This window comes from Streptomyces sp. E2N166 (assembly GCF_003671715.1).
In the GTDB taxonomy this organism is placed as follows: Bacteria; Actinomycetota; Actinomycetes; order Streptomycetales; family Streptomycetaceae; genus Streptomyces; species Streptomyces thinghirensis.
This window is the reverse complement of the sequence record NZ_RAIF01000032.1, coordinates 1,115,272-1,137,748: the sequence shown is the minus strand read 5'-3', so window position 1 is coordinate 1,137,748 and position 22,477 is coordinate 1,115,272. Positions and strand designations below refer to the sequence as shown.

21 protein-coding genes and 2 pseudogenes are annotated in these 22,477 nt (G+C 70.1%); 16 read left to right on the top strand and 7 right to left on the bottom strand.

What is annotated here, in order from left to right:
• The first annotated feature begins 118 nt into the window (after positions 1-118).
• The 12 genes from EBH09_RS32155 (at position 119) to EBH09_RS32100 (ending at position 10,026) form a co-directional block, all read left to right on the top strand.
• Positions 119-1,024 carry a thiamine pyrophosphate-dependent enzyme gene (locus EBH09_RS32155; protein ID WP_238697502.1) on the top strand — a complete coding sequence of 302 codons (906 nt, stop codon included), beginning with the start codon at positions 119-121 and terminating at the stop codon, positions 1,022-1,024.
• Positions 1,024-2,001, top strand: coding sequence for a transketolase C-terminal domain-containing protein (locus tag EBH09_RS32150; RefSeq protein ID WP_121750364.1), 978 nt, complete (start codon positions 1,024-1,026; stop codon positions 1,999-2,001). Before EBH09_RS32155 ends, EBH09_RS32150 begins: the two co-directional genes overlap by 1 nt.
• On the top strand, positions 1,998-2,261 hold the full coding sequence (locus tag EBH09_RS32145) for a lipoyl domain-containing protein (RefSeq protein ID WP_121750363.1): 264 nt from the start codon (positions 1,998-2,000) through the stop codon (positions 2,259-2,261). The genes EBH09_RS32150 and EBH09_RS32145 overlap by 4 nt, the downstream gene beginning before the upstream one ends.
• A gap of 52 nt (positions 2,262-2,313) precedes the next feature.
• Entirely contained in the window at positions 2,314-2,562 is a 249-nt protein-coding gene (locus EBH09_RS32140) for a phosphopantetheine-binding protein (RefSeq protein ID WP_121712949.1), read from the top strand.
• Positions 2,559-3,497, top strand: a complete 939-nt coding sequence (locus tag EBH09_RS32135; RefSeq protein WP_121750362.1) for a ketoacyl-ACP synthase III — start codon at positions 2,559-2,561, stop codon at positions 3,495-3,497. Before EBH09_RS32140 ends, EBH09_RS32135 begins: the two co-directional genes overlap by 4 nt.
• Positions 3,498-3,578: 81 nt before the next feature.
• On the top strand, positions 3,579-4,709 hold the full coding sequence (locus tag EBH09_RS32130) for a zinc-binding dehydrogenase (RefSeq protein WP_121750361.1): 1,131 nt from the start codon (positions 3,579-3,581) through the stop codon (positions 4,707-4,709).
• A 23-nt stretch (positions 4,710-4,732) separates the two neighbouring features.
• Entirely contained in the window at positions 4,733-5,893 is a 1,161-nt protein-coding gene (locus tag EBH09_RS32125) for an acyl-CoA dehydrogenase family protein (protein WP_121750360.1), read from the top strand.
• Between the two features lie 352 nt (positions 5,894-6,245).
• Positions 6,246-6,761, top strand: coding sequence for a toxin-antitoxin system HicB family antitoxin (locus EBH09_RS32120; protein ID WP_121750359.1), 516 nt, complete (start codon positions 6,246-6,248; stop codon positions 6,759-6,761).
• Positions 6,762-6,843: 82 nt separating this feature from the next.
• Positions 6,844-7,686 carry a DUF4097 family beta strand repeat-containing protein gene (locus tag EBH09_RS32115; RefSeq protein ID WP_121750358.1) on the top strand — a complete coding sequence of 281 codons (843 nt, stop codon included), beginning with the start codon at positions 6,844-6,846 and terminating at the stop codon, positions 7,684-7,686.
• 71 nt (positions 7,687-7,757) lie between these two features.
• Complete coding sequence (locus EBH09_RS32110; RefSeq protein WP_121750357.1) at positions 7,758-8,735, top strand: ATP-binding cassette domain-containing protein; 978 nt, start codon at positions 7,758-7,760, stop codon at positions 8,733-8,735.
• Complete coding sequence (locus EBH09_RS32105) at positions 8,732-9,523, top strand: ABC transporter permease (RefSeq protein ID WP_121750356.1); 792 nt, start codon at positions 8,732-8,734, stop codon at positions 9,521-9,523. The genes EBH09_RS32110 and EBH09_RS32105 overlap by 4 nt, the downstream gene beginning before the upstream one ends.
• A 302-nt stretch (positions 9,524-9,825) precedes the next feature.
• Positions 9,826-10,026, top strand: a complete 201-nt coding sequence (locus tag EBH09_RS32100; protein WP_121750355.1) for a hypothetical protein — start codon at positions 9,826-9,828, stop codon at positions 10,024-10,026.
• Positions 10,027-10,190: 164 nt separating this feature from the next.
• Here the strand turns inward: EBH09_RS32100 and EBH09_RS38065 are convergent, their stop codons facing one another.
• The 5 genes from EBH09_RS38065 to EBH09_RS32075 form a co-directional block, all read right to left on the bottom strand.
• Positions 10,191-10,346 carry a hypothetical protein gene (locus tag EBH09_RS38065; RefSeq protein WP_193776642.1) on the bottom strand — a complete coding sequence of 52 codons (156 nt, stop codon included), beginning with the start codon at positions 10,344-10,346 and terminating at the stop codon, positions 10,191-10,193.
• Positions 10,347-10,790: 444 nt separating this feature from the next.
• Entirely contained in the window at positions 10,791-12,842 is a 2,052-nt protein-coding gene (locus EBH09_RS32090) for a beta-galactosidase (protein WP_121750354.1), read from the bottom strand.
• Between the two features lie 52 nt (positions 12,843-12,894).
• Positions 12,895-14,232 carry a sugar ABC transporter substrate-binding protein gene (locus EBH09_RS32085; RefSeq protein ID WP_121750353.1) on the bottom strand — a complete coding sequence of 446 codons (1,338 nt, stop codon included), beginning with the start codon at positions 14,230-14,232 and terminating at the stop codon, positions 12,895-12,897.
• 88 nt (positions 14,233-14,320) lie between these two features.
• A complete protein-coding gene (locus tag EBH09_RS32080) occupies positions 14,321-15,265 on the bottom strand; it encodes a carbohydrate ABC transporter permease (RefSeq protein WP_121750352.1) in 945 nt (314 codons plus the stop codon).
• 5 nt (positions 15,266-15,270) lie between these two features.
• A complete protein-coding gene (locus EBH09_RS32075) occupies positions 15,271-16,197 on the bottom strand; it encodes a sugar ABC transporter permease (protein WP_121750351.1) in 927 nt (308 codons plus the stop codon).
• Between the two features lie 261 nt (positions 16,198-16,458).
• On the opposite strand from EBH09_RS32075, the gene EBH09_RS32070 reads away from it, so the two are divergent.
• Positions 16,459-17,451, top strand: coding sequence for a LacI family DNA-binding transcriptional regulator (locus EBH09_RS32070; RefSeq protein WP_121750350.1), 993 nt, complete (start codon positions 16,459-16,461; stop codon positions 17,449-17,451).
• Between the two features lie 122 nt (positions 17,452-17,573).
• On the opposite strand, the gene EBH09_RS32065 is transcribed toward EBH09_RS32070, so the two are convergent.
• Positions 17,574-17,966, bottom strand: coding sequence for an SgcJ/EcaC family oxidoreductase (locus EBH09_RS32065; protein ID WP_121750349.1), 393 nt, complete (start codon positions 17,964-17,966; stop codon positions 17,574-17,576).
• 148 nt (positions 17,967-18,114) lie between these two features.
• A pseudogene (locus EBH09_RS32060) lies at positions 18,115-18,336 on the bottom strand (DUF2071 domain-containing protein); the annotation flags it as partial.
• Between the two features lie 295 nt (positions 18,337-18,631).
• Here EBH09_RS32060 and EBH09_RS32055 point away from each other — a divergent pair.
• The 3 genes and pseudogenes from EBH09_RS32055 (at position 18,632) to EBH09_RS32045 (ending at position 22,233) form a co-directional block, all read left to right on the top strand.
• Positions 18,632-19,732, top strand: coding sequence for a MerR family transcriptional regulator (locus tag EBH09_RS32055; RefSeq protein ID WP_121750348.1), 1,101 nt, complete (start codon positions 18,632-18,634; stop codon positions 19,730-19,732).
• Positions 19,733-19,916: 184 nt separating this feature from the next.
• Positions 19,917-21,094, top strand: a pseudogene (locus EBH09_RS32050) (AAA family ATPase).
• Positions 21,095-21,195: 101 nt separating this feature from the next.
• Positions 21,196-22,233: a LacI family DNA-binding transcriptional regulator gene (locus tag EBH09_RS32045; RefSeq protein ID WP_121750347.1), complete on the top strand. Its 1,038-nt coding sequence runs from the start codon at positions 21,196-21,198 to the stop codon at positions 22,231-22,233.
• Positions 22,234-22,477 lie beyond the last annotated feature (244 nt).

Genomic DNA, 22,477 nt, shown 5'->3' with positions numbered 1-22,477 from the left:
CGGTATTCCGCGTCCGGCCCGCGCCGTGCGGTTTCCCTTTGCGCGGGAAGCCCTCCGGTGTGTTCCGCACGCATCACGGCAGAAAGCTCCTCGACGGACCTACGACTGGTGATCGGACTTGACGTCAGAATCCGAGTACACGACAGATCCAGACGACGACACGCGGCGGTCGCTGTTGCGCCACATGCTGGTGGCGAGGGGCGTCGACGAGGAGGCCCGGCAACTGCAGAAGCAGGGAGCGCTGGACCTCTGGTTGTCCTGCCAGGGGCAGGAGGCCGCCCAGGTGGGCTCCGCGCTGGCCGTCGGCCCGGCCCCGACCGTCTTCCCCAGCTACCGTGAGCACGCCGTCGCCCTCCTGCGCGGCGTGACGCCCGCCGAGCTGGTCGCGCAGTGGGGTGGCCGGACCTTCTGCGGCTGGGACCCGCTCAGCCTGCGCTTCTTCCCCTACACCCTGGTGCTGGCCGCACAGACGCTGCACGGCGTCGGCTACTCGATCGGACAACGCCTGCAGGGCCGCGAGGACTTCGTCGTCGTGTACATCGGGGACGGCGCCACCAGCGAGGGCGACATGTCGGAGGCGATGAACCTCGCGGCCGTCGAGTCGGCTTCCGTGCTGTTCGTCTGCCAGAACAACGGCTGGGCCATCTCGAAGCCGGCCCGGGAGCAGATGCGCACCTCGCTGGCCGAGCGCGCCCGGGGCTTCGGGATCGAGGCGGTGCGGATCGGGGGCAGGGATCCGGAGACCGTCTTCTCCGCCTGCTCACAGGCCGCCGCTCACGTGCGCGCCGAACGCTCGCCCTGCCTCGTGGAGATCCAGGTGGCACGCATGCACGGCCACTCGACCTCCGACGCCCAGGAGATCTACCGCTCCGGCGAGGACATCGCAGAGGCCAGGGCGGCGGACCCGGTGACCGCCTACGCGGCCCGGCTGCGGGAGTCGGGCCTGGTGGACGCAGCGTGGTTCGACGGCGTCGAGGCGGAAGTCCGGTTGTTGCGCGAGCAGTTGATGAAGGAGTACACGTGATGAGCACCGCGTCCGCGCCCCTGGCGGAGTCCATCAACGCGACCCTCGCCGACCTGCTCGACAAGGAGCCCGCCCTGCTGCTGCTCGGCGAGGACATCGGCCGGCTCGGGGGCGTCTTCCGGGTGACCCGGGGCCTGCGGGACCGCTTCGGAGCGGACCGGGTCCGCGACTCGCTCCTCGCCGAGTCCACGATCGTCGGCCAGGCGGTCGGCCTGGCGATGAGCGGGCTGGTCCCGGTCTGCGAGATCCAGTTCGACGGGTTCACCTATCCGGCGGTGAACCAGCTGGTGACCCAGGCGGCCCGGATCGGCGAGCGGTCGAACGGGCAGGTCAGCCCGAGCCTGGTGGTGCGCATCCCGAGCGGCGGCGGCGTCCGGGGCGTCGAGCACCACAGCGAGTCCAACGAGGCGCTGTTCGCCCGCGTTCCGGGGCTGTCTGTGGCGTGCCCGTCCACGGGCGAGGACGCCGACCAGATCCTGCGGTACGCGGTACGGCTCGGTTCGCCCGTGGTGGTGTACGAACCGATCCGCCTGTACTGGCGGCGGAACGCACCCGTCCGGGATGCCGGGCCCGCGAAGTCGCCGACCGCGGCCCGGGTGGTGCGGCGCGGCACGGACCTGACGATCGCCACCTTCGGCGCGGTCACCCACGAGGTGTTGCAGGCGGCGCACGCCCTCGCGCCCACGGTGGACGTCGAGGTGGTGGACCTGCGCTGGGTGGCCCCGCTCGACATGGACACGGTGATGGAGTCCGTCGCCGGCACCGGACGGCTGCTGATCGTGCACGAGGGATCCAAGGACGTCGGCATCGGCGCCGAGATCGCCGCGTTCATGGCCGAGCACGGATTCGGTGTCCTGCGCGCTCCCGTCCGCCGGCTGGCTCCTGCCCGTCGGGCCTATCCCCCGGCGGATTTCGAGAAGGACTACCTGATCGATGTGCAGCAGATCACGGACGAGGTGCTGGTGATGACGAAATGACCGACTCATCGGTGGACATGTACGTTCCCGGCTTCGGCCACGGCCTCGGCGAGGCCCTGCTCGTCGAGTGGGTCGCCGCCGTCGGCGACCTGGTCGAGCGGGGGGACGTGATCGCGGTCGTGGAGACCGACAAGGCCAGCACGGAGATCGTGGCGGAGCTCGCGGGACGGGTCACGGGCCACACCGCGACGGCCGGCACGGTTCTGAAGTCCGGTGAGCCCCTGTACCGGCTGGCGCTCGGGCAGCCCGGCCCCGCGTGAGAAGCCCGACACCCCAGCCCTGTGAGCCATTCCCCCCGAACGGAGAACGAGTATGAGTGACATCGAGAGCCGTATCGCGGACACGATGCTGGCCAAACTGCGCGAGCGCGACCCGGCGCTGGGGCCCGACGACCTCACCCGGCCGGTCGCCGACCTCGACCTCGACTCCCTCGACCTGGTCGAGCTGCACCAGCAGCTGGAGCGCGAACTCCAGGTCAAGGGAGACTTGCAGGAGACCGCGGCCTTCGCCTTCCTGGACGACTTCAGCAGCTATTTCGTGAAGCTGGCGAACGGGCAGTGAGCGCCGGCATCGTCGATGTCGCCACGGCCAAGCTCGGACGGACGGTCACCAACGACGACTTCGAGTCGATCGGCCTCACCGACGAGTGGATCCGGCGCCGCAGCGGCATCGCGTCCCGCTCGTGGCTGCCGGACGGGACGCCGCTGACGGACGTCGCTGCGGAGGCGTGCGCGCCGATCGTGACCCGGCTGTCGGACCCCTCGTCGATCGGCGCCCTGGTCGTCGTCAGCACTTCCGTACGCCGGCGCGTCCCGGGCATCGCGCAGCAGGTGGCACGACAGGCCGGCCTCGACTCCGCAGTGCTGGCCTTCGACATGAACGCGGCCTGCTGCGGGTTCGTCTACGGACTGGTCACCGGGCTCTCGCTCTGCGAGTCCCGACAGGCGCGGTCGGTTCTGGTGTGCTCGGTGGAGGCCATGTCCCGGCTGGTGGACCGCACTGACCGGCAGACGGCGTGCATCTTCGCCGACGGCGCCGCGGCCGTCCTGCTGGAGGACCGCGCGCCGTTCGCGCCCTTCCGGCAGGTCGCGGGCTGCGACGGCTCGCAGGAGGCGCTCATGCGGGAGACCGGTGAGGGCGGCATCCACCTGGACGGCATGCAGGTGTACGACCGGGCCGTGCGCCGCATGTCGGAGTCCGCGCAGTACCTCTTCGACCACGGCCCGGCGCCGACCGTCCTGGTCGGCCATCAGGCCAACGGCCGCATCCTGGAGCAGGTCCGCGGCTTCACCACCCATCTCGGCGTGCCCTTCGTGAACCGGATCGAGCACTCCGGCAACACGTCGTCCGCCTCCATCCCCCTGGCCTTCGCCGAGGAGCTGGACTCCGGCTCCCTGCCCGCCTCGGGCCGGCTCGGAGCCGTCGCCTATGGCGCCGGCGAGGCGTGGGGCGGGGTCGCGGTGGACTACCGGGTGCCGGGCACCGCGGCCCGCTGACCGCGCCCGTCCCGAACCCGTACTCGAACTCAGGAGGTTGTCATCTACTCGCCCGATGCCTGGGTCCTGCGCTCCGGCGCGATGACCGGCCCTCACGACGGCAGTCCCGGCAGCGCGCTACGGCGCGACGTGTTCACCTTCGGCCCGTTGGAGGAGGGCGAGGCCCTGGTGGAGCCGATCCTCGGCTCCTGGGAGGCCAACGTCGACCACGCGCTGGCCCGTTCACCGATCGACGTGTGCAGCAGCCGCGGCGAGGACGTGGTGGTCGTCGGCAACATGGGAGTGGTACGCGTGCTCCAGGTGAACGCGGGCGGCCGGAACACCCCGGTCCGCGAGGGAGACCTGTGCATGCTGATGCCGTTCGGCAAGCTCGACCGCTTCGGCTACGCCGAACTCGCCTACGCCTACGACGCCCCGCACACCATCGGCCTGCTGGCCAAGCAGTCGAAGATGGACGTGCGGGTGCTGCTGCCCATCCCCGACGGCACCCCGTACTCGCTGGCCCAGTGGGCCACGTACGGGCGCTACTACACGGCCTGGGACAACTGGCACAAGGCCTACGGCTGCTGGCGCACCCAGGTGGCCGACGACCCGGCGAACCACCTGGTGTTCGGCTGGGGCGGCGGTGTGGCCTTCGCCGAACTGCTGCTGGCCAGGCGTGCCGGGTTCCGGGTGGCGATGACGGCGGGCTCGGACGAGCGTGTCGCCTTCCTGCGGGAGAACGGGATCACCCCGGTGGACCGCCGCCTGTTCCCCGATCTTTCGCTACCCACCCGGGAGCAGCGCACGGACCGGGAACGCCACCAGCGGCGGCGGGACTCGGTGCGCAGGTTCGGGGAGCTGGTCGACGAGCTGAGCGACGGCCACGGAGTCGCGATCTTCGTGGACAACATCGGCCAGCCCCTGTACGACATCACCCTGGCCTCGCTGGCCCGCGCGGGAGTGGTCACCACCTGCGGCTGGAAGGCGGGGATGCGCCTGACCCATCTGCGGGGCGCCGAGTCCATCAGCCGCCACATCCTCGTGAACACCCACGTGTGGCAGCTGCAGGAATCGCCCGCCATTCGCGACTTCCAGGAGGCCGAGGGCTGGATCGCGCCGAAGGGCTCGGAGGTCGTCTACGACTTCGACCGGGTGCCGGAACTGGCCGACGACTACGCCCACGGAAGGATCGCCTCGTACTTCCCCATGTACCACGTGAACCCGGTCTGACCGGCCCGAAGGGAGAAGGTGCCATGACAGCGGAACTGCTGTCCCGGATAAGGGACTTCGCCGCGGCCGAGCTGGCCGGGAAGGACGAGCACTTCGACGGTCTGCCGGAGCAGCCAACGGCCGAGGCGGCCCGGCTGCACGACCTCGGGCTGGCCAACTGGTGGGTGCCCCGGCAGTACGGAGGGCTGGGCCTGTCCGTGACGGACAGCGTCGACGTCGTGTCGGAACTCGCCTACGGTGACGCCGGGTTCGCCTTCGGGGCCTTCCTGCCGGTCCTGGGCGGCGTCATGCTGCAGCACTTCGGTCGCGAGGAGCTGGCCCGCCCGGCCCTGGAGTCGCTGGTGACCGAGGGCGGACGGATCGCCGTGCTCGGCAGCGAGGAGGAGGCCGGCAGCGAGCTGGTAAGGATCACCACCACCTTCCGCACGGAGGGTGACAGGTTGGTGCTCAGCGGCGAGAAGTACTTCTCGACCAACACCGACGCGGCCGGACTGCTGCTGGTCCTCGCCCGGTCCGCCGACGACGCCGCGGACTTCGCCGTCGTCGCGGTACCACGCGACACGCCCGGGGTCGAGATCGTCAAGCGCTGGGACCTGCTCGGCGTCCGGGGCGCCGGAACCTACCGGGTGCGTCTGGACGATTGCGCCGTTCCCGCCACGCACCGCCTCCACGGCAGCGGCCTGCGCATCCTCGAGGCGAGTTTGAACGCGAGCCGCATCCTGATCGCCGCATGCGCGGTGGGCATTGCCAGGCGCGTGCGGGACCTGGCGATGGACTACGCGGCCGGCAAGAAGCTCAGGGGCGCCCCGCTCACCGAGAACGCCGTGTTCGCCGGGAAGCTCGGGCAGACGGAGACGCTGATCGACGTGATGCGCAACCAGTGCCGGGCGGCGGCGGCGGAGTTCGACCGACTCCTCGAAGCGGCCGCGAGCGGAGGAACCGGCCTGCACCGGGCCGGCACGCTCCGTTCCGCGCTGGTCGCCAAGCTCTTCTGCGGCCAAGCGGGCTGGGAGGTGGTGTCGACCGGCTCGGAGCTGTTCGGCGGTCTCGGCTACACGCAGGACCATCCGATCGGCAAGCTCGTCCGGGACATGCGGTACGTGGCCATCGTCGAGGGCGGCGAGGACATCATGCGGGACCTCGTCTACGCCCGCTACGTGGTTCCTGCCCGCAAGCGGCGGTGAGCGGCGGGCCCGGTCGGTACTCGTCGCCCCTGTCGCACCCTGGACCGGTGCGATCGCGCTGACCCGCGATCGCACCGGTCCGTCGCCTCTTCGGCCCCCTCCACGACCGTGTCCCGCCGCCGGTCCGCGGTACAGCTCTGATGTCACGAGACGACACGGATGGCATCATGCGGCGCCATCGGGTGCCACCCGGAGTGTTCGCCCACGCGGGGGTGCCCGCATCACTTGGTGGCACGGTAAGGGCGTGGTGCGCCTTTCCGTACCACGGAAGGGACACTCGCCCCGGAAGCCGTCACCCTTGTAGTGCCATTCAGGCTTGCGCACGGCGCCATTGTGGTGCCATGCTAGCGGCATGGACCTCAGCCCGTATGTCGACAACCTTCGCCGCGAACTCGCCGTGGCCGCCGAAGCCGGAGGGGAGGAAGCTCGCGAGCTCGCCGAGCGTCTCACCGCCCCGCTGGAGTCGGCGACCCGTCTGACCCTGCTCAACGTCCTGTCCGCCGCGATGGACGAGATCACGCGTGAGCTCGCCCCCGGCTCGGTCGACGTACGGCTGCGCGGTCTCGAGCCCGACTTCGTCGTGACACCCCCGCCCGCCGACGACACCACCACCGAACCGGTCAAGACCGTCGAAGCACCCGTCGCACATGTGCCGGCCGACAGCGAGGGCGGTGGCCCCGCCCGCATCAACCTGCGTCTGCCCGCCCACCTCAAGGCGCGGGCCGAGGAGACGGCGAACCGCGAGGGCCTCTCGGTCAACGCCTGGCTGGTCCGGGCGGTGGCCGGCGCGGTCGAGGGCGGCACCCCGACACGCACCACGGAGAAGACCCGTACGGTCGGACAGAGCCTGACGGGCTGGGTGCGCTAGCCCCGCTCGCGTCCGCACCGCACCACTGACACCACGTCCCACCAGCAGGGGCGGTCCGACGACCCACGAGGACAGTACTGCCATGCCTTCTTTCGACACGCCCGAGCCCATCTCGGTCACGGCCCACATCTACTCCGGATCCATCCGATTCACCGCCGGCGACCGCACCGACACCGTCGTCGCGGTCGAGCCCCGCAACCCCAAGCGCGACCAGGACGCACGAGTGGTGGAGCAGACCGAGATCTCCTTTGCGAACGGCTCTCTGATCATCAGGACCCCCAAGGCCAACCTCGTCGGGCGCTCCGGCACCGTCGACGTGACGGTGGAACTGCCCACGGGCTCGAGCATCGACGTCTCCGGTGCCAGTGCCCAGCTGCTCGGCGAGGGCCGGCTGGGCGAGGTCCGCCTCAAGACCTCGGCCGGCGACGTCCGGCTCGACACGACCGGACCGCTCCACCTGGCCGCCTCACACGGCTCGATCACCGTGGACCGGGTCGAGGGCATGGCGGAGATCACCACCAGCTCCGGCAGTCTGCGCATCGGAGTCGTGAACGGGCCCGCCGTCCTGGAGAACTCCCACGGCAGCACCACCGTCGACGCCGTGACCGGCGAACTGCGCGTGAAGGGCGTCAACGGCGGTGTCGACATCGCGCGCGTCGAGTCGTCGGTCACCGGCACCACCACCAACGGCCACCTGCACGTCGGCGACGTCGCCCGCGGCACCGTTCACCTGGAGACCTCCAACGGCCCGATCGAGGTCGGGGTGCGCGAGGGCACCGCCGCCTGGCTCGACGTCAGCTCCAAGCGGGGGCAGGTGCGCAACACGCTCGCGACGTCCGAGGCGCCGGAGGAGACCGAGGAGACCGTCCGGGTTCACGCACGGTCCAACTGGGGGAACATCGACATCCGCCGCGCCCGGACCTGAGCACCACCCGCCCCCGCTCAATCCCCGTCACGAAAGCCTCCGAAAGGGAGTGCTCCATGTCTTCTCCTGTCATGCCCACGTCCAGGAAGGGTGAAGGTGTGCCGCCCCCGGCCGCGATCTCGGCCGTCGGGCTGCACAAGTCCTTCGGTGACAAGACCGTCCTCGACGGCATCGACCTGTACATCCCGACCGGGACCGTGTTCGCCCTGCTCGGGCCGAACGGCGCGGGCAAGACCACCGCCGTCAAGATCCTGTCCACGCTCATCACCGCCGACGCAGGTAAGCTGCGCGTCGGCGGGCACGACGTCGCCGCCGACCCGCAGGCGGTGCGGGCCGCGATCGGTGTCACCGGGCAGTTCTCCGCCGTCGACGGCCTGATCACCGGCGAGGAGAACATGCTCCTCATGGCCGATCTGCAGCATCTGCCCCGGCAGGAGGGCCGACGCGTCGCTGCGGAACTGCTGGAGCGCTTCGACCTCACCGACTCGGCGAAGAAGCCTGCCTCGACCTACTCCGGCGGGATGAAGCGCCGACTGGACCTGGCAATGACCCTGGTCGGCAACCCGCGGATCATCTTCCTGGACGAGCCCACCACCGGGCTCGACCCGCGCTCCCGACACAACACGTGGCAGATCATCCGCGAGCTGCTCGCCGACGGCGTCACGCTCTTCCTCACCACCCAGTATCTTGAGGAGGCTGACGAACTTGCCGACCGCATCGCCGTACTGAACAACGGCAAGATCGCCGCCGAGGGAAGCGCCGAGGAGCTGAAGCGGCTCATCCCGGGCGGGCACATCCGGCTCCGCTTCACCGACCCCACGGCCTACCAGACCGCCGTCGCCACGCTGAGCATCGCCAACCGCGACGACGAGGCACTGACCCTGCGCATCCCCAGCGATGGCACCCAGCGTGAACTGCGCTCCCTTCTCGACTGGCTGGACTCGGCCAGTATTGAGGCGGACGAGCTGTCCGTGCACACCCCCGACCTCGACGACGTCTTCTTCGCCCTGACCGGCGGCTCCGACCAGCACAAGGAGGCCACCCGATGAGCGCCCTGTCCCTCGTCGTCCGCGACTCGAACACAATGCTGCGCCGCAATCTGCTGCACGCCCGGCGCTATCCATCCCTGACACTGAACCTGCTGCTCACGCCGGTCATGATGCTGCTCCTCTTCGTCTACATCTTCGGCGACGTGATGAGCGCGGGCATCGGTGACGGCGGCGCCGACCGATCCGAGTACATCGCCTACATCGTGCCCGGCATCCTGCTGATGACCATCGGTAGCACCGTCATCGGAGCCGCGGTGTCCGTCTCCACCGACATGTCCGAAGGCATCATCGCCCGCTTCCGCACCATGGCGATCCACCGCGGTTCGGTACTCATCGGGCACGTGATCGGCAGCGTGTTGCAGGTGCTCATCAGTCTGATCCTCGTCGGGGCCGTCGCCGCGGCCATCGGCTTCCGGTCCACCGACGCGACGGCGCTGGAGTGGCTGGCGGCGTTCGGGCTGCTCGCGCTGTTCGCCCTGGCGCTCACCTGGATTGCGGTCGGCATGGGACTGGCCAGTCCCAACGCCGAGGCGGCCAGCAACATGGCCATGCCGTTGATTCTGCTGCCCCTCATCTCCAGTGCCTTCATCCCGGCCGACACCATGCCGGGCTGGTTCCAACCGATCGCCGAGTACCAGCCCTTCACCCCCGCCATCGAGACCCTGCGCGGACTGCTCCTCGGAACCGAGATCGGTCACAACGGATGGCTTGCCATCGCCTGGTGCGTGGGTCTGTCCGCCCTCGGCTACTTCTGGTCGAAGTCGCTCTTCGAGCGCGACCCCAAGTAACGGGCCACACCCACAATCGAGCGTGATCCGTCCCCCGGTGGCGCGCGCCGAGACCGTCTCGGCGTGCGCCACCCTCCCGGCCTTCCGGCCCTCGCCCCCGGCTCACCGTCGACCACATCGAGGAGACCGACGGAGCAGTCCGCCTCCGCCTCGGCGCCGTCCCCGTCGACTTGCCCGCCACCGTCGCTGAGCTCGCCCTTCAGCAGGTTGCGGTTCGCCGCAGCCATGCCGTCCTCGCCCGGACAGACTCACCCTGGATCTTCCCCGGCGGCCAGCCTGGCCGCCCGATCGGCGTCTGGGCCATGGGCGAACGTCTCCGCAAACTCGGCATCCGGCTCGCCGAGACCCGGTCGACAGCCCTGTTCCAGCTCGCCACCGAGCTGCCCGCCGCGGTCCTTGCCCGCACACCCGGCATCGACATCACCGTCGCCGTCGAATGGCAGCGAGCCGCCGGAGACTGGGGCGCCTACGCGGCCGAGGTCAGCCGCCGGAACGGCTCCTGAGATCCGTCCCCCTGGTCAGCTCCCGCCGACGAACCCGTTCCGGACGGAACCAAGGTCGACCGGCGTCGCCGGTGCACCGTCTTTCCGCACGTCGGCGAGGAGTTCGGGCAGCTGCGGCGGCCACAACGGCTCACGACCACCAGACAGATGACCCGAGCACACCATTACGGATCGCCGACCGGACTGTCGCCGACGATGGCCACGGTGTGGTTCGGGTCGCTTCCGAGGGCAGCAGCGAGCCGTTCCGCAGCCTCGATGACGCGGCGCTCGGAGTCGAAGAGCTTCATGGAGACCATGGCGCCGACCCCAGATCGATCCAACTGGACTGACTCCTCGACACAAGGTTCTGATGGGCGCCGAGGCAACCGCCACGCAGCCTATTCGGGCTGGTTGCAGCCGCGGTCCGCACGCGCTCGTCCCTGGTTCCCTGATGAGGTGGAGGACCCATCTCCGGGTTGCGCCCATCAAATCGATCAAGACGAAGATCCGGACCACACACGGGCCAGCATCCAGCTCACAGTGAGCCCAGTTTACGTTTTCCCTGGTTACACCACTGCTCATGAAGTACCACCAGCAGACGAAGAACCTGCTGGTGTCGTACTCCCCGAAGAAGCCGGGCTTCTTCTGGACGCGCGGTCGGACCGGGCGGATCGGGCCGGGCCGGTTCACGGGCGGCCACCGAGCACGACTGACCGCGTGCGGGCCGCGCCGGCCTGCGGCGCCTTGTAGCGCCTCGGCGCGGCCCGCACGTGCGACCGCCTCTGTCAGTGTGCCGCTTGGCGGACGACCACGACTCCGCGTGGCGGCAGGGCGATGGGCTCGTCGGCCTTCGCGCCGACGAGTACGTCGCCGGTGAAGCCGGGCACCGTCACCGGTGTGTCGCTCCGGTTGACCAGGAAGACGTAGCGGTTGTCCGCGTCACGCCGGACGACCTGTTCCACCTGGCCCCGGGCGTCCTCGGGAAGCTCACTGGTGACCCCGGTCGGGACGAGCAGGTCCGGAAGCAGCCCGAGGAGGCCCGGTACACCGAGACGGGTCGAGACATACGTGGCGGAACCCTGGCTCGTCGTTCGGCGCGTCACCGCGGGAAGTGCCGCGTACGGGCCGGTGCGGTAGCGGGCGAGAACCTCGACGTCGTGTCCGGTGACGGTGATCCGGTCGGTCCACAGGCTGCCGGTCGTGGCATTGTCGAGGTCCACCGTGGCGCCGTCGGGCAGGGGCCCGAACTCCTCGATCCGCAGACCGAGGAGTTCGCGCAGGGCCCCGGGATAGCCACCGAGCCAGATGTGGTCGTTCGCGTCGACGATGCCGGAGAAGTAGGTGGTGATGAGGTGCCCGCCGCCCTCGACGTATCGGGTGAGCTCCTTGGCGAGTTCCTGGGGGACCATGTGCAGGACGGGCGCGATCACGACGTCGTAGGAGGGGAGGTCGCTGTGGTTCACGGGTACTACGTCGGCGCGGATTCCGAGTCGTAGCAGCGCGGAGTACCAGTCGAGGGCCTCTTGGTGGTAGTCGAGGTGCGAAGTGGGGTGTGAGTCCTGCTCGCTCGCCCACCGCGAGTCCCAGTCGAACAGTACGGCGACACGTGCCGGTTCGCGCGCAGTCCCGGCGAGCGGTGACAACGTCCGCAGTGTCCGGCCCAGGTCCACGACGGAGCGGAAGAGATCGCTGTCGGCACCGGCGTGCGGCACCATGGCCGAGTGGTACTTCTCGGCGCCGGCGGCGGACTGACGCCACTGGAAGAAGCAGACGGCGTCGGCGCCGTGCGCGACGTGCAGCAGCGAGTCCCTCGCCAGCTCTCCCGGCAGCTTGGGCGTGTTGACCGGCTGCCAGTTCACGGCGCTCGTGGAGTGCTCCATCAGGAACCACGGCCGGTGACTCGCGATGCCGCTGGTCAGGTTGGCGGAGAAGGACAGCTCGTCGCGGTCCTGGGGCCCGGGGATGACGTAATGGTCGTTCGCGACGAAGTCGACCGCGCCTGCGTCCGTCCAGTCCGCGTAGTCCATCCCCTTGGTCCCGCGCATCACCATGAAGTTCGTGGTGACGGGCACGTCGGGGGTCAGTTCCCGCAGCACGTCGCGCTCGGCCAGCAGATGCTCCTTGAGCGCGTCGGAGGAGAACCGCTTGAAGTCGAGTTGCTGCGTGGGGTTGGGGTGCGAGGCCGCGAGGCGCGGCGGCAGGATCTGGTCCCAGTCGCTGTAGCGCTGGGACCAGAAGGCGGTGCCCCATGCGTGGTTCAGCGATTCGAGGGTGGTGTACCGGTCCCGCAGCCAGTCCCGGAAGGCGCGGGCCGCGTCGTCGGAGTAGTCGTAGACGTTGTGGCACCCGAGTTCGTTGCTGACGTGCCAGGCGACGAGGGCGGGGTGACCGGCATAGCGCGACGCCAGTTTCCGTACGAGCCGGAGTGCGTGCGTGCGGAACACCGGTGAGGTCGGGCGCCAGTGCTGGCGTGCGCCGGGCCACAGGGTCTCACCGGTGGCGGTGACCGGCAGGATCTCGGGGTGCGCGGTGGTGAGCCACGGCGGCGGGGAGGCGGTGGCGGTGGCCAGGTCGACGCCGATGCCCGCCGTGTGCAGCAGGTCCATCGCCTCGTCGAGCCAGGTGAAGTCCCAGGTGTCGGCCGTGGGCTGGATCCTGGCCCAGGAGAAGATCGCCAGAGAGACGATGTTCACGCCGGCCTCTTGCATCAGCCGCACGTCCTCCGCCCACACCTCCCGAGGCCACTGCTCGGGGTTGTAGTCGGCGCCGTAGCCGAGCCGTCGGGTGCCGTCGCTGCCCCTGGGATGGGGGAAGCGGGAGGTGAGGGGGGAGGTCATGGAGGTCCTTTCACGGGCCTGTTGGTCAGTGGAAGCTGCCGGCGCTCCCGCACTACTTGTCGATGGTGAAGCCCTGCTCGCTGCCGTACCGAAGGGAGGCTTCCTGCCAGTCCGCCAGCCCCTGCGACAGCTTCGTGCCGGATACGTAGGCCTTGCCGACGGTGTCGTTGAAGATCGAGTTGGCGTACACCTGGTACGGCAGGTACTTCCAGTCCGCGGGTACGTTCCTGGCGGACTCGGCGAAGACCTTGTTGGCCTTCTGGCCACCGAAGTAGGGGAACTCGGTGTTCTGGAACGCCTCGGAGTTCAGGTCCTTGGTGGTCGCCGGGAAGGCGCCGTTCTCGATGCGGGTCTGCACGCCCTCACCGGAGTTGGCGTACTCGACGAAGGCGTAGGCGAGTTCCTTGTTCTTGCCGAGTTCGGGCAGCGCGAGCGAGCTGCCGCCGTTCTCGGAGCTGGTGTCGGCTCCCTTGGTCCACTGGGGCAGCGGGGCCACGCGCCAGTCGCCCGATCCGTCCTTGACCCCGGACACGAAGTTCGCGGGCATCCACGCGCCGATGGGCAGGGTGGCGATGGTTCCGTCGCCCAGGCCCTTGTACCAGTCGTCGCTCCAGCCCACGACGGGCATGAGGAGCTTCTCGTCGATGAGCTGCTGCCAGGTGTCGGTGTACTTCTTGGCGCCCGCGTCGGTGAAGTCGATGCCGACCTTGGTCCCGTCGACCTTGTAGGGGTGTGATCCCGCCTGCCACAGAAGGCTGGTGGCCAGGCCGGCGTCACCGACGTCGCTGGTGATGTACGCCTTCGGGTCCGCCTTGTGCAGCTTGCGGGCCGCCTCGACGTACTCGTCCCAGGTGGTCGGCACCGCGATCCTGTGCTTGTCGAAGACCTTCTTGTTGTAGAAGAGCGCCATCGGCCCCGAGTCCATCGGCAGGCCGTAGACGCCGTCGCCGGATTTCACGGAGTTCCACGGTCCCGGCGAGTAGGAGCCGGCCAGTTTGTCGGCGCCGTACGCCTTGAGGTCCGTGACGTCCTTGGTCAGGGCGTACTGGCCGAGCGCGTAGTACTCGATCTGTGCGACGTCGGGAACGCCCTTCTTGGCGGATATGGCGTTCTGCAGGGCCTTGTACTGGTCGTTGTTGGTGCCGGCGTTGACGAGGTTGATGTCGACCTTCGGGTACTTCTTCTCGAAGTCGGCGGCGACCTGCTTCAGGGTGGGCTCCCATGCCCATACGGTGACGCTGCCGCCCTTCTTCAGAGCGGCCTGGATGTCGGCGGCGCCCACCGCCTTCTGGTCGGAGTTGTCGTCGTCGGAGCCGCAGGCGGTCGCTCCGAGCGCCAGGGCGCAGAGGAGACCGAGGCCGCGCAGCAGGCGGCGGGAGTGCTTGGGCATGGTGGCTTCTTCCAGTTCCTTTTGGTTCGGCAGGGACGTGCGGGCCCAGAAGCGGCCCTGCGGTGACTCTCCTTGACGCTTGCGGCGACTACTCCTTGACGCTTCCGGCGGCGAGACCGGACTGCCAGTACTTCTGAAGCAGGAGGAAGGCGGCGATGAGCGGCGCGATGGTGAGCAGCGAGCCGGTGACGACGAGATTGAAGACGGCCTCGCCGCCGGCTGTGGCGGCCTGCTTGTTCCAGGCGTCGAGACCGAGAGTCAGGGGGTACCAGTCGGGGTCCTTCAGCATGATCAGGGGCAGGAAGTAGTTGTTCCACGTGGCGACCGTGGTGAAGAGCAGCACCGTGACGGTTCCGGGCGCCAGCAGCGGCAGCGCGACCTGGAAGAAGGCGCGCAGCTCGCTCGCCCCGTCGATCCGGGCGGCCTCCATGAGCTCGGTGGGGACCGCCTCGGCGGCGAACACCCACATCAGGTACAGGCCGAACGGCGAGATCAGGGACGGGAGGATGATGGCCCAGGGGGTGTCGGTCAGACCGAGCTTGCTGAACATCAGGAAGGTCGGGACGGCGAGCGCCGTGGTGGGTACGGCGACGGCTCCGATGACAACGGCGAACACGGCGCGTTTGCCGGGGAAGTCGAACTTGGCGAGCGCGTAGCCGCCGAGGACGGCCAGGAGGGTGGCCCCGCCTGCCCCGACGACCACGTACAGGAGGGTGTTGAGCAACCAGCGGCCGAAGACGCCGTCCTGATAGGTGAAGGTCTCGGTGATGTTGTCCCAGAGGGCGAAGTCCCCGTCGAACCAGAGACCGAACGACCGGGCGAGGCCCTGTTGCGTCTTGGTGGCGCTGATCACCAGCCACAGCAGTGGTACGAGGCTGTAGAGCAGCATGACGCCGGTGAGCACGGTGAGCAGAATGCTGCGGCGGGGACGGCCGGGGCCGTGTGGGCGGCGTGGCGCGCGCAGCCGGGGGGCCGCGGTCGGCTTGGGTGCGGCTGTGGGCCGCGGTGCGTCGGTGGTCCCGCTCATCGTCATCGCGCTCACGCTCCCTTGCGCATGCCGCGCAGCTGGACGACATAGGCGACGATCATGGTGACCACGCCCATGACGATGGCGACCGTCGCGGAGTAGTTGTGCTGCTGGCCCGAGAAGGACAGCGAGTACGTGTAGTAGTTCGGGGTGTAGTCGGTGGTGATCGCGTTCGGCGCGAGCTTCTGGAGGATGGCGGGCTCGTTGAAGAGCTGGAAGCTGCCGATGATCGAGAAGATCGTGGCGATGACGAGGGCGCCACGGATCGCGGGGAGTTTGATCGCGGTGATGACTCGCCACTGTCCGGCGCCGTCGATCTCGGCGGCCTCGTAGAGCGAGTGCGGGACGACGCGCAGCGCGGAGTAGAAGATCAGCATGTTGTAGCCGACGAATTCCCAGGTCACGATGTTGCCGATCGAGGCCAGGATCAGATCGGAGGAGAGCGGGTCGGGCAGCCGCACGCCGAAGGCGTCATTGATGTCGCCGACCAGGCCGAAGCGCGGGCCGTACATGAAGCCCCACATCAGGGTCGCGACGACGGCCGGCACCGCGTACGGCAGGAAGACGGAGATGCGGAAGAAGTCCTTGCCGAACAGACGACCGCTGTCGATCGCCAGCGCCACGAGCAGGGCGAGTCCCAGCATGATCGGCACCTGGACCAGCAGGAACAGGCCGACCCGCAGCACGCCGTCCCAGAACCGGCCGTCCTGCAGAGCCTGCTCGTAGTTGTCGAGGCCTACGAAGGAGGTACCGCCGATGAGCTGCGTCCGGAAGAGGCTCAGGTAGATCGAATACGCGAGTGGCGCCAGGAAGACCAGCGCGAACACGAGCGCGAACGGGCCGATGAAGCCCCACCCCGTCCAGGAACGGCGCGTCCGCCGCACCGGTGGCCCGGCCGGGCGGGCCCCTGTGGCCGCCGGCGATTGCAGCGTCGTCATCTCGCGCCCCTCGTTCGTCCTGCCGAACCCGAGGTTTACGCAAACGCCGGGCCTCGAAGGGAGATCAGCCGACCTTCCGACCAGGTGTTATGTTTACGTAAACATTCGATGGCGGCATGTCTACACTGCGTCCGTAGGGGCGGTCAAGGGTCGCTCGCGAAAGCAGGAGAGGAACCGGTGGACGGAACAGGCAGGAACTCCCCGACACCAGGCACACCGCTGCCTGCGACCCGGTCCCCGCGCCGTCGGCGGACCGTGTCGATGGCGGACGTCGCCCAGCTCGCGGGCGTCTCCTCGCAGACGGTCTCCCGCGTCTCCAACGGTTTCCCCGGCGTGAACGAACAGACGCGCCGGCAGGTCCTCACGGCCATGAAGGAGCTCGGCTACCGCCCCAACAGTGCGGCGCGTGCCCTCAAGCGCGGAGAGTTCCGCACCATCGGCGTGATCACGTTCACGCTCGCGACGACGGGCAACGTGCGCACGCTGGAGGCCATCGCCACATCGGCCGCACAGGAGGGGTACGCGGTCACGCTCCTGCCCGTCGCGGTGCCCACCCAGGACGAGGTGCGCGGTGCCTTTTCCCGGCTGGGCGAGCTGGCGGTCGACGCGGTCATCGTCATCATGGAGGTTCACCTCCTCGACGCCGCCCAGCTGTCTCTGCCGCCGCACGTGAAGGTCGTGGTCGCGGACTCGGACGCCGGGGACCGCTTCACGGTGGTCGACACCGACCAGGCGGGCGGGACGCGGGACGTCGTGCGCCACCTGCTCGAACTGGGGCACCGCACGGTCTGGCACCTCGCCGGTCCCGAGGAATCGTTCGCCGCCCAGCGCCGAACGGACGCCTGGCGCACCGAGCTGGAGTCCGCCGGACGCACGCCGCCGCCCCTCGTACGGGGTGACTGGTCGGCGGAGTCGGGCTACCGCGCGGGACTCCGTCTGGCAGAACAGCAGGACTGCACCGCCGTGTTCGCCGCCAACGACCAGATGGCTCTCGGCCTCCTGCGCGCACTCCACGAGCGCGGCCGCAGGGTCCCCGAGGACGTGTCCGTCGTGGGGTTCGACGACATTCCCGAGGCCGGTTCGTTCCTGCCCCCGCTGACCACGGTGCACCAGGACTTCGCCGAGGTCGGCCGCCGCTGCGTGGAAGGCGTCCTGCACCAGGTGCGGCAGAGCGAGCCGGAACACGGCACACGGCTTGTCCCCACCCGGCTCGTCGTGCGCAAGAGCACCGCGCCCCCGCCTCGCCAGGGGTGACGGCGTGCCGGTCCGGGGCGGCCCATGGACGACCGGCGACTGTCCCCTGATGGTGTCGTTTGGACCTTGCCGGTGTCGCAAGGCACCGTCGCCCGGAGCCGGCCTGATCCGAACAGCACCCCCTAATCGGCCCGTACTTCGGTGTTCTGGCAGGCGTGCAGCAGCCAGCCCCCGTCGTCCTGTTTGGTCATGACGTACAGCGGCGCGCCCTCCGCGTCGCCCTCGGCCGAGTGGTAGACCTGCCTGACCTTGACGGCCGCCACGTCGGTCCGCAGAAACTGGATGTGCACCACCTCGTAGGTGACGTCACCGTCCCAGACGGAGCCGGGCAGCACGGCACGGGTGAACTCGGCGATCGCGTCGAAGCCCAGCAGAACCTTGCCGTGGCCGGTCGTCCAGAGGGCGTCGGAGTGGAAGAGGGCGAGGAATCCCTCGGCGTCCCTGGCACGCTGGGTGCGCTCGACGGTGGCCACCACCTGCTCGATGGCCTTGATGTCCGCGGTGTCGGTGTTCATACCCGCCACTCTGGAACCTCGAGCACGCTTTAGGTCAAGGGCCGAGCGGCAGAGAGGGCAGGGACGGGCGGGGCGGCCGAGGCGGACCGGGACACCCGGTGAGTACAGGACGCCGACCGGGGCGTCGGTGGGGACCGGGACACCGGCGCCACAGCCGCACGTCGGTCTCCGGAAAGGAGCCGAAATACGGCGCCCCGGGCAGCCCCAGCCAGCCGACCCGGCGCATGCGGAAGGCGACGAGCCCGACGAACGTGAGCCCGTCACGCGTGTCGGGAACGGTGCCGCGCGGCATCAGCCCCGCCACGGCGGCGGGCTGGACGGCCCGGTGGACGAAGGCAAGATCGAGCCACTCCCGAGTGAGGAGCGGCATCCGTATCGCCGCGGGGGCGTCGGGAGTGACGGCGGTGGAGTCGGGGGTGACGCCGGTGGGCTTCCGCACGGCGCAGGAATGGCAGAGGGCCTGTGCGATTCGGTACGAGGTGTGTCACGAGCAGGGATGCGGCACGGTCGGCGTACGGCGGTGGTGTACGGCGGTGACGTGCGATGACGTGTGACGGTGGCGTGCCGCGGCGTGCGGCCGCCGGCACAGGGCGGCCGCCGCGGCCGAGGCCGGGATTGACCCTCGACCTGGTCAAGGGCTCAGGGTTGCCGACGTGGAGAGCGAGATGCGCAGCATTGGGGAGATGGCCCGCGACAGCGGCCTGGGCGTGAGCGCCCTGCGGTTCTACGACCGTGCCGGTGTGCTGGTCCCCGCCTGGGTGGATCCGGTGAGCGGCTACCGCTGGTACGCCCCCGGACAACTCGACGATGCCCGGCTGCTGGCCAGGCTGCGGCGGGCCGGCATGCCGCTGGCGGACATCCGGCTGGTGCTGGCCGGCTGGTCCGGTGCGGACACGGATCTGGTGCGCGGGCTCCTCCAGGCGCACCTGCGCCGTCTCGAACTGGGGCTGGCCGATGCCCGCAGCGAGTTCTCCACGCTCCGAGCAACACTCGATCACAGGGAGAACCCCATGACGGCTTCGCCGGCCACTGCCGCCTTCCGCCTGTCCGTCCCCGCGTCGGAGCTGGCCGCCGCGCTGGACGCGGTCCGTTTCGCGGTCGGCGCCGACCCCGGACTGCCGATGCTCGGCGGGGTCCTGTTCGACGTGGAGGGCGACGCGCTCCACCTGGTGGCCACCGACCGGTACCGGATGGCCGTCGCGCGCGCGGGTGCCGCCGGCCCCGGCGGGCAGGGGGCCCAGGTCCTCGTGCCCGCCCCGCTCGCCGACGCGATGCGCGCGCTGCTGAGCGGCGACGGCCCCGTCGGCTTCGCCGTGGACGGTGACCGGGTGACGCTGGAGGCCGGGGACCGTCAGGCGGCCGGACAGTGCCTCGCCCACGACTTCCCCGACTACCGCCGCCTCGTCCACCTGCCCTCCGGACAGCGCGTCCTCATCGACGTGCCCGCCTTCCGGCAGGCGTTGGAGACCGGTCCCGTCCGCGCGAGCGAGGCCCAGGAGGGCGCGGGGCGCGAAGAGGGTGGCGCGTCGCACGACCTCAGTGTGCTCCGGGTGCTCGAAGACGGCACGGTGACCGTCTGCGAGGACGGTGACGACCACCCCGCCAACGTCGCCGTCAACCGCGGGTTCCTGCTGGACGCGCTCGCCGCCGGGGGCCGGGACCGGCTGGTCCTGGAGTTCGGCGCCCCCACGGCCCCGCTCGCGATCCGCCGGACGGACGACGAGACGACGTTCTCACTGCTGATGCCGGTCCGCCTGGACGACTGACGGCGGGGCGCGTGCCAACGGCCGCCGGTTTCCCCTGGCGGCCGTTGGCACGCGCGGCGCCGTCAGCGGGCCGGCCCAGGGTTTCCGGCACTTGATCACTGCGGTGCGGGGAGGCTCTCACGGGGTGGACGACGGCCGGGACCACGAAGTCGCCCCGGACGACGGGAGGGTGGAGGATCCGTCGATGACCACCACCCACTCCCCCGGCACCGCTCGCCAGATCGTGCCGCCCGAGGATCGGTACGCCACCGAACTGGCCTTCCTCGCCTGCTACGACGACGGACCGCGCCCGCCCGCCTGGCGGCTCACGCCCCGGACCGTCGTCACGTTCGTCATGGGCAGCGAAGAGTGTGCCCTGCGGCTGCCCGAGGACGCCGAGGCACCCGAGGGCGTTCCGCGCCGCCTGGTGGTGAAAGGCAAGTTCGTCGGCGACCGCGCACTGGTCGAGCGATGCGTCGTCACCCTCGCGGGCGAGCGCGGCCTGGTGCTCGTCGGCGAGCCCGGCACTGCCAAGTCCATGCTGTCCGAACTGCTCTCGGCGGACGTGTGCGGCACCAGCGGCCTGGTCGTGCAGGGCACGGCGGGCACGACCGAGGACCAGCTGAAGTACGGCTGGAAATACGCCCTGCGACTGGCCCGGGGACTCAGCCGGAAGGCGCTCGTGCCTCCCCCCGGTCCTGACGGCGGTGCCCCGGGGCGGCATCGCCCGCGTCGAGGAGGTGACCCGCTGTCTGCCGGAGGTGCGGGACGCCCTGGTCTCCCTGCTCTCCGAGCGACGCATCGCCGTCCCCGAACTCTCGGGCTCCGACGACGCCCTGGCCCACGCCGCACCCGGCTTCAGTCTCATCGCCACCGCGAACCTGCGCGACCAGGGCGTCTTTTGAGATGTCCGCCGCCCTCAAGCGGCGCTTCAACTTCGAGACGGTCGGCCCCGTTCCGGACCTCGACGCCGAGACGGCGCTGGTCCTCGGCCGGGCGCGGGCCTCCGCCGGGACGGGCCGGCGCGCCGCTCCGGGTCGACGAGGCGGTCCTGGACGCCCTCGTCACAGCGTTTCGCGACCTGCGCGAGGGCGGTTCGGAGGAGGGATGGGAGGTCGAGCGGCCGTCCACCGTGATGAGCACCGCGGGGGCCGTGTCCGTCGCGGGCTCGCGCGGATTGGCCGCGGCGTACTTCCCGGCGACCACGACCTGCTGGGGCTGCTCCCGGGACACCTCCTCGGCGTGGTACGCAAGGACGACCCCACCGACGCGGCGCGGCTGCGCGGTTACTGGGACGGCCCGGTCCGGCGCCGCGCGGAGCAGGGTTCGGCCACCTGGCGGACCCTGTGGGAGCTGCGCACGGTCCTGGAGGGCCCCTGTTGAACTCCCGTTGAGCCCCGTCGATCGCGCAACGCCCTCGCGATCTGCCCGCCGAGCCGAACAGACCGCCGTAGTATCGGATGATCTCTTGGGGGGAGGCGGGCATGGGCAGGCAGCGTCCCGGTACGCCGACGCTGGAGGAGGTGGCCGCCCGCGCCGGTGTCGGGCGGGGCACCGTCTCGAGGGTCATCAACAACGCGGTCGGCGTACGGGACTCGACGCGCCGTGCCGTGCAACAGGCCATCGCGGAGCTGGGGTACGTCCCGAACCTCGCGGCACGTTCCCTGGCCGGGCACCGCGCGGACGCCATCGCGCTGGTCATGACGGAGCCGGACTGGCGGCTGTTCGGGGAGCCGTTCTTCACCGAGGTCGTCCACGCGGTCGGCGACGCCCTCACCGATACCCCGGTGCAGTTGCTGCTCACCCTCGTCCGCACCGATACCGAGCGGCGGCGCTTCGTGGAGTACGCGCGCGGCGGCCGGGTCGACGGCGTGCTGCTGATGTCCGTGCACGCCGAGGATCCGCTGCCGGACATGCTCGCCAAGGCGGGGCTGCCCACCGTCATGCTGGGGCGGCGTTCCGGGGACGAGGGCGTCACCTACGTCGACGCCGACAACGCCGGCGGCGCGCGTGGCGCGGTCACGCACCTGCTGAACGGCGGTCGGAGCACGATCGGGGCCATCAGCGGCCCGCTCGACATGTACGTCGCCCAGTGCCGGTTGCGCGGATACCGCGAGGCCCTGGAACTGGCGGGCGTCGAGGTCAGGTCCTCGCTGGTCGCCGAGTGTGCCGACTTCACGGAGGAGAGCGGGCTCCGGGCGGCGACCGGCCTGATCGCCCGTCACCCGGAGCTCGACGCGGTCTTCGCCGCCTCGGACACCATGGCCGCCGGGGCGCTGCACGCGCTGCGCGCTGCGGGCCGGCGGGTGCCGCAGGACGTCGCGGTGATCGGTTTCGACGACTTCCAGCCGGCCCGGCCCACGGATCCGCCGCTGACGACGGTCCGGCAGCCGCTGGAGGAGATCGGCCGGACGATGGTGCGGCTGCTGCTTGAGGAGATGGAGGCCTCGCCGGAGGACTCCCCCGTCGCCTGGCGGCACGTCATCCTCCGCACGGAACTGGTACTCCGGGACTCCGCCTGACCGGCCCGGCCGAGGGAACCACCGGGAGCGCTCCCGACCTGACGTCTCCCACCTGGGAGTTCGAGATTTCTTCGACAACTCCCGCGCGCACAGCCTTGTCAGGAACATGAACCGCTTCTACAGTCACCCGCAACCGGTAAGTGGGAGCGCTCCCATCAGTGGGGAGTTGGGAGCGCTCCCGCCCCGGCCCCTCCTTTCCCCCCGCACCCTCCCGGAGAGGCCCCCCATGAGACCGTTACGGCCC

Coding starts and splice junctions, on each gene's coding strand:
- EBH09_RS32150 (WP_121750364.1), top strand. CDS start 1,024: ATGAGCACCGCGTCCGCGCCCCTGGCGGAGTCCATCAACGCGACCCTC.
- EBH09_RS32145 (WP_121750363.1), top strand. CDS start 1,998: ATGACCGACTCATCGGTGGACATGTACGTTCCCGGCTTCGGCCACGGC.
- EBH09_RS32140 (WP_121712949.1), top strand. CDS start 2,314: ATGAGTGACATCGAGAGCCGTATCGCGGACACGATGCTGGCCAAACTG.
- EBH09_RS32130 (WP_121750361.1), top strand. CDS start 3,579: ATGACCGGCCCTCACGACGGCAGTCCCGGCAGCGCGCTACGGCGCGAC.
- EBH09_RS32125 (WP_121750360.1), top strand. CDS start 4,733: ATGACAGCGGAACTGCTGTCCCGGATAAGGGACTTCGCCGCGGCCGAG.
- EBH09_RS32120 (WP_121750359.1), top strand. CDS start 6,246: ATGGACCTCAGCCCGTATGTCGACAACCTTCGCCGCGAACTCGCCGTG.
- EBH09_RS32115 (WP_121750358.1), top strand. CDS start 6,844: ATGCCTTCTTTCGACACGCCCGAGCCCATCTCGGTCACGGCCCACATC.
- EBH09_RS32110 (WP_121750357.1), top strand. CDS start 7,758: ATGCCCACGTCCAGGAAGGGTGAAGGTGTGCCGCCCCCGGCCGCGATC.
- EBH09_RS32105 (WP_121750356.1), top strand. CDS start 8,732: ATGAGCGCCCTGTCCCTCGTCGTCCGCGACTCGAACACAATGCTGCGC.
- EBH09_RS32100 (WP_121750355.1), top strand. CDS start 9,826: ATGGGCGAACGTCTCCGCAAACTCGGCATCCGGCTCGCCGAGACCCGG.
- EBH09_RS32090 (WP_121750354.1), bottom strand. CDS start 12,842: ATGACCTCCCCCCTCACCTCCCGCTTCCCCCATCCCAGGGGCAGCGAC.
- EBH09_RS32085 (WP_121750353.1), bottom strand. CDS start 14,232: ATGCCCAAGCACTCCCGCCGCCTGCTGCGCGGCCTCGGTCTCCTCTGC.
- EBH09_RS32080 (WP_121750352.1), bottom strand. CDS start 15,265: ATGACGATGAGCGGGACCACCGACGCACCGCGGCCCACAGCCGCACCC.
- EBH09_RS32075 (WP_121750351.1), bottom strand. CDS start 16,197: ATGACGACGCTGCAATCGCCGGCGGCCACAGGGGCCCGCCCGGCCGGG.
- EBH09_RS32070 (WP_121750350.1), top strand. CDS start 16,459: ATGGCGGACGTCGCCCAGCTCGCGGGCGTCTCCTCGCAGACGGTCTCC.
- EBH09_RS32065 (WP_121750349.1), bottom strand. CDS start 17,966: ATGAACACCGACACCGCGGACATCAAGGCCATCGAGCAGGTGGTGGCC.
- EBH09_RS32055 (WP_121750348.1), top strand. CDS start 18,632: ATGCGCAGCATTGGGGAGATGGCCCGCGACAGCGGCCTGGGCGTGAGC.
- EBH09_RS32045 (WP_121750347.1), top strand. CDS start 21,196: ATGGGCAGGCAGCGTCCCGGTACGCCGACGCTGGAGGAGGTGGCCGCC.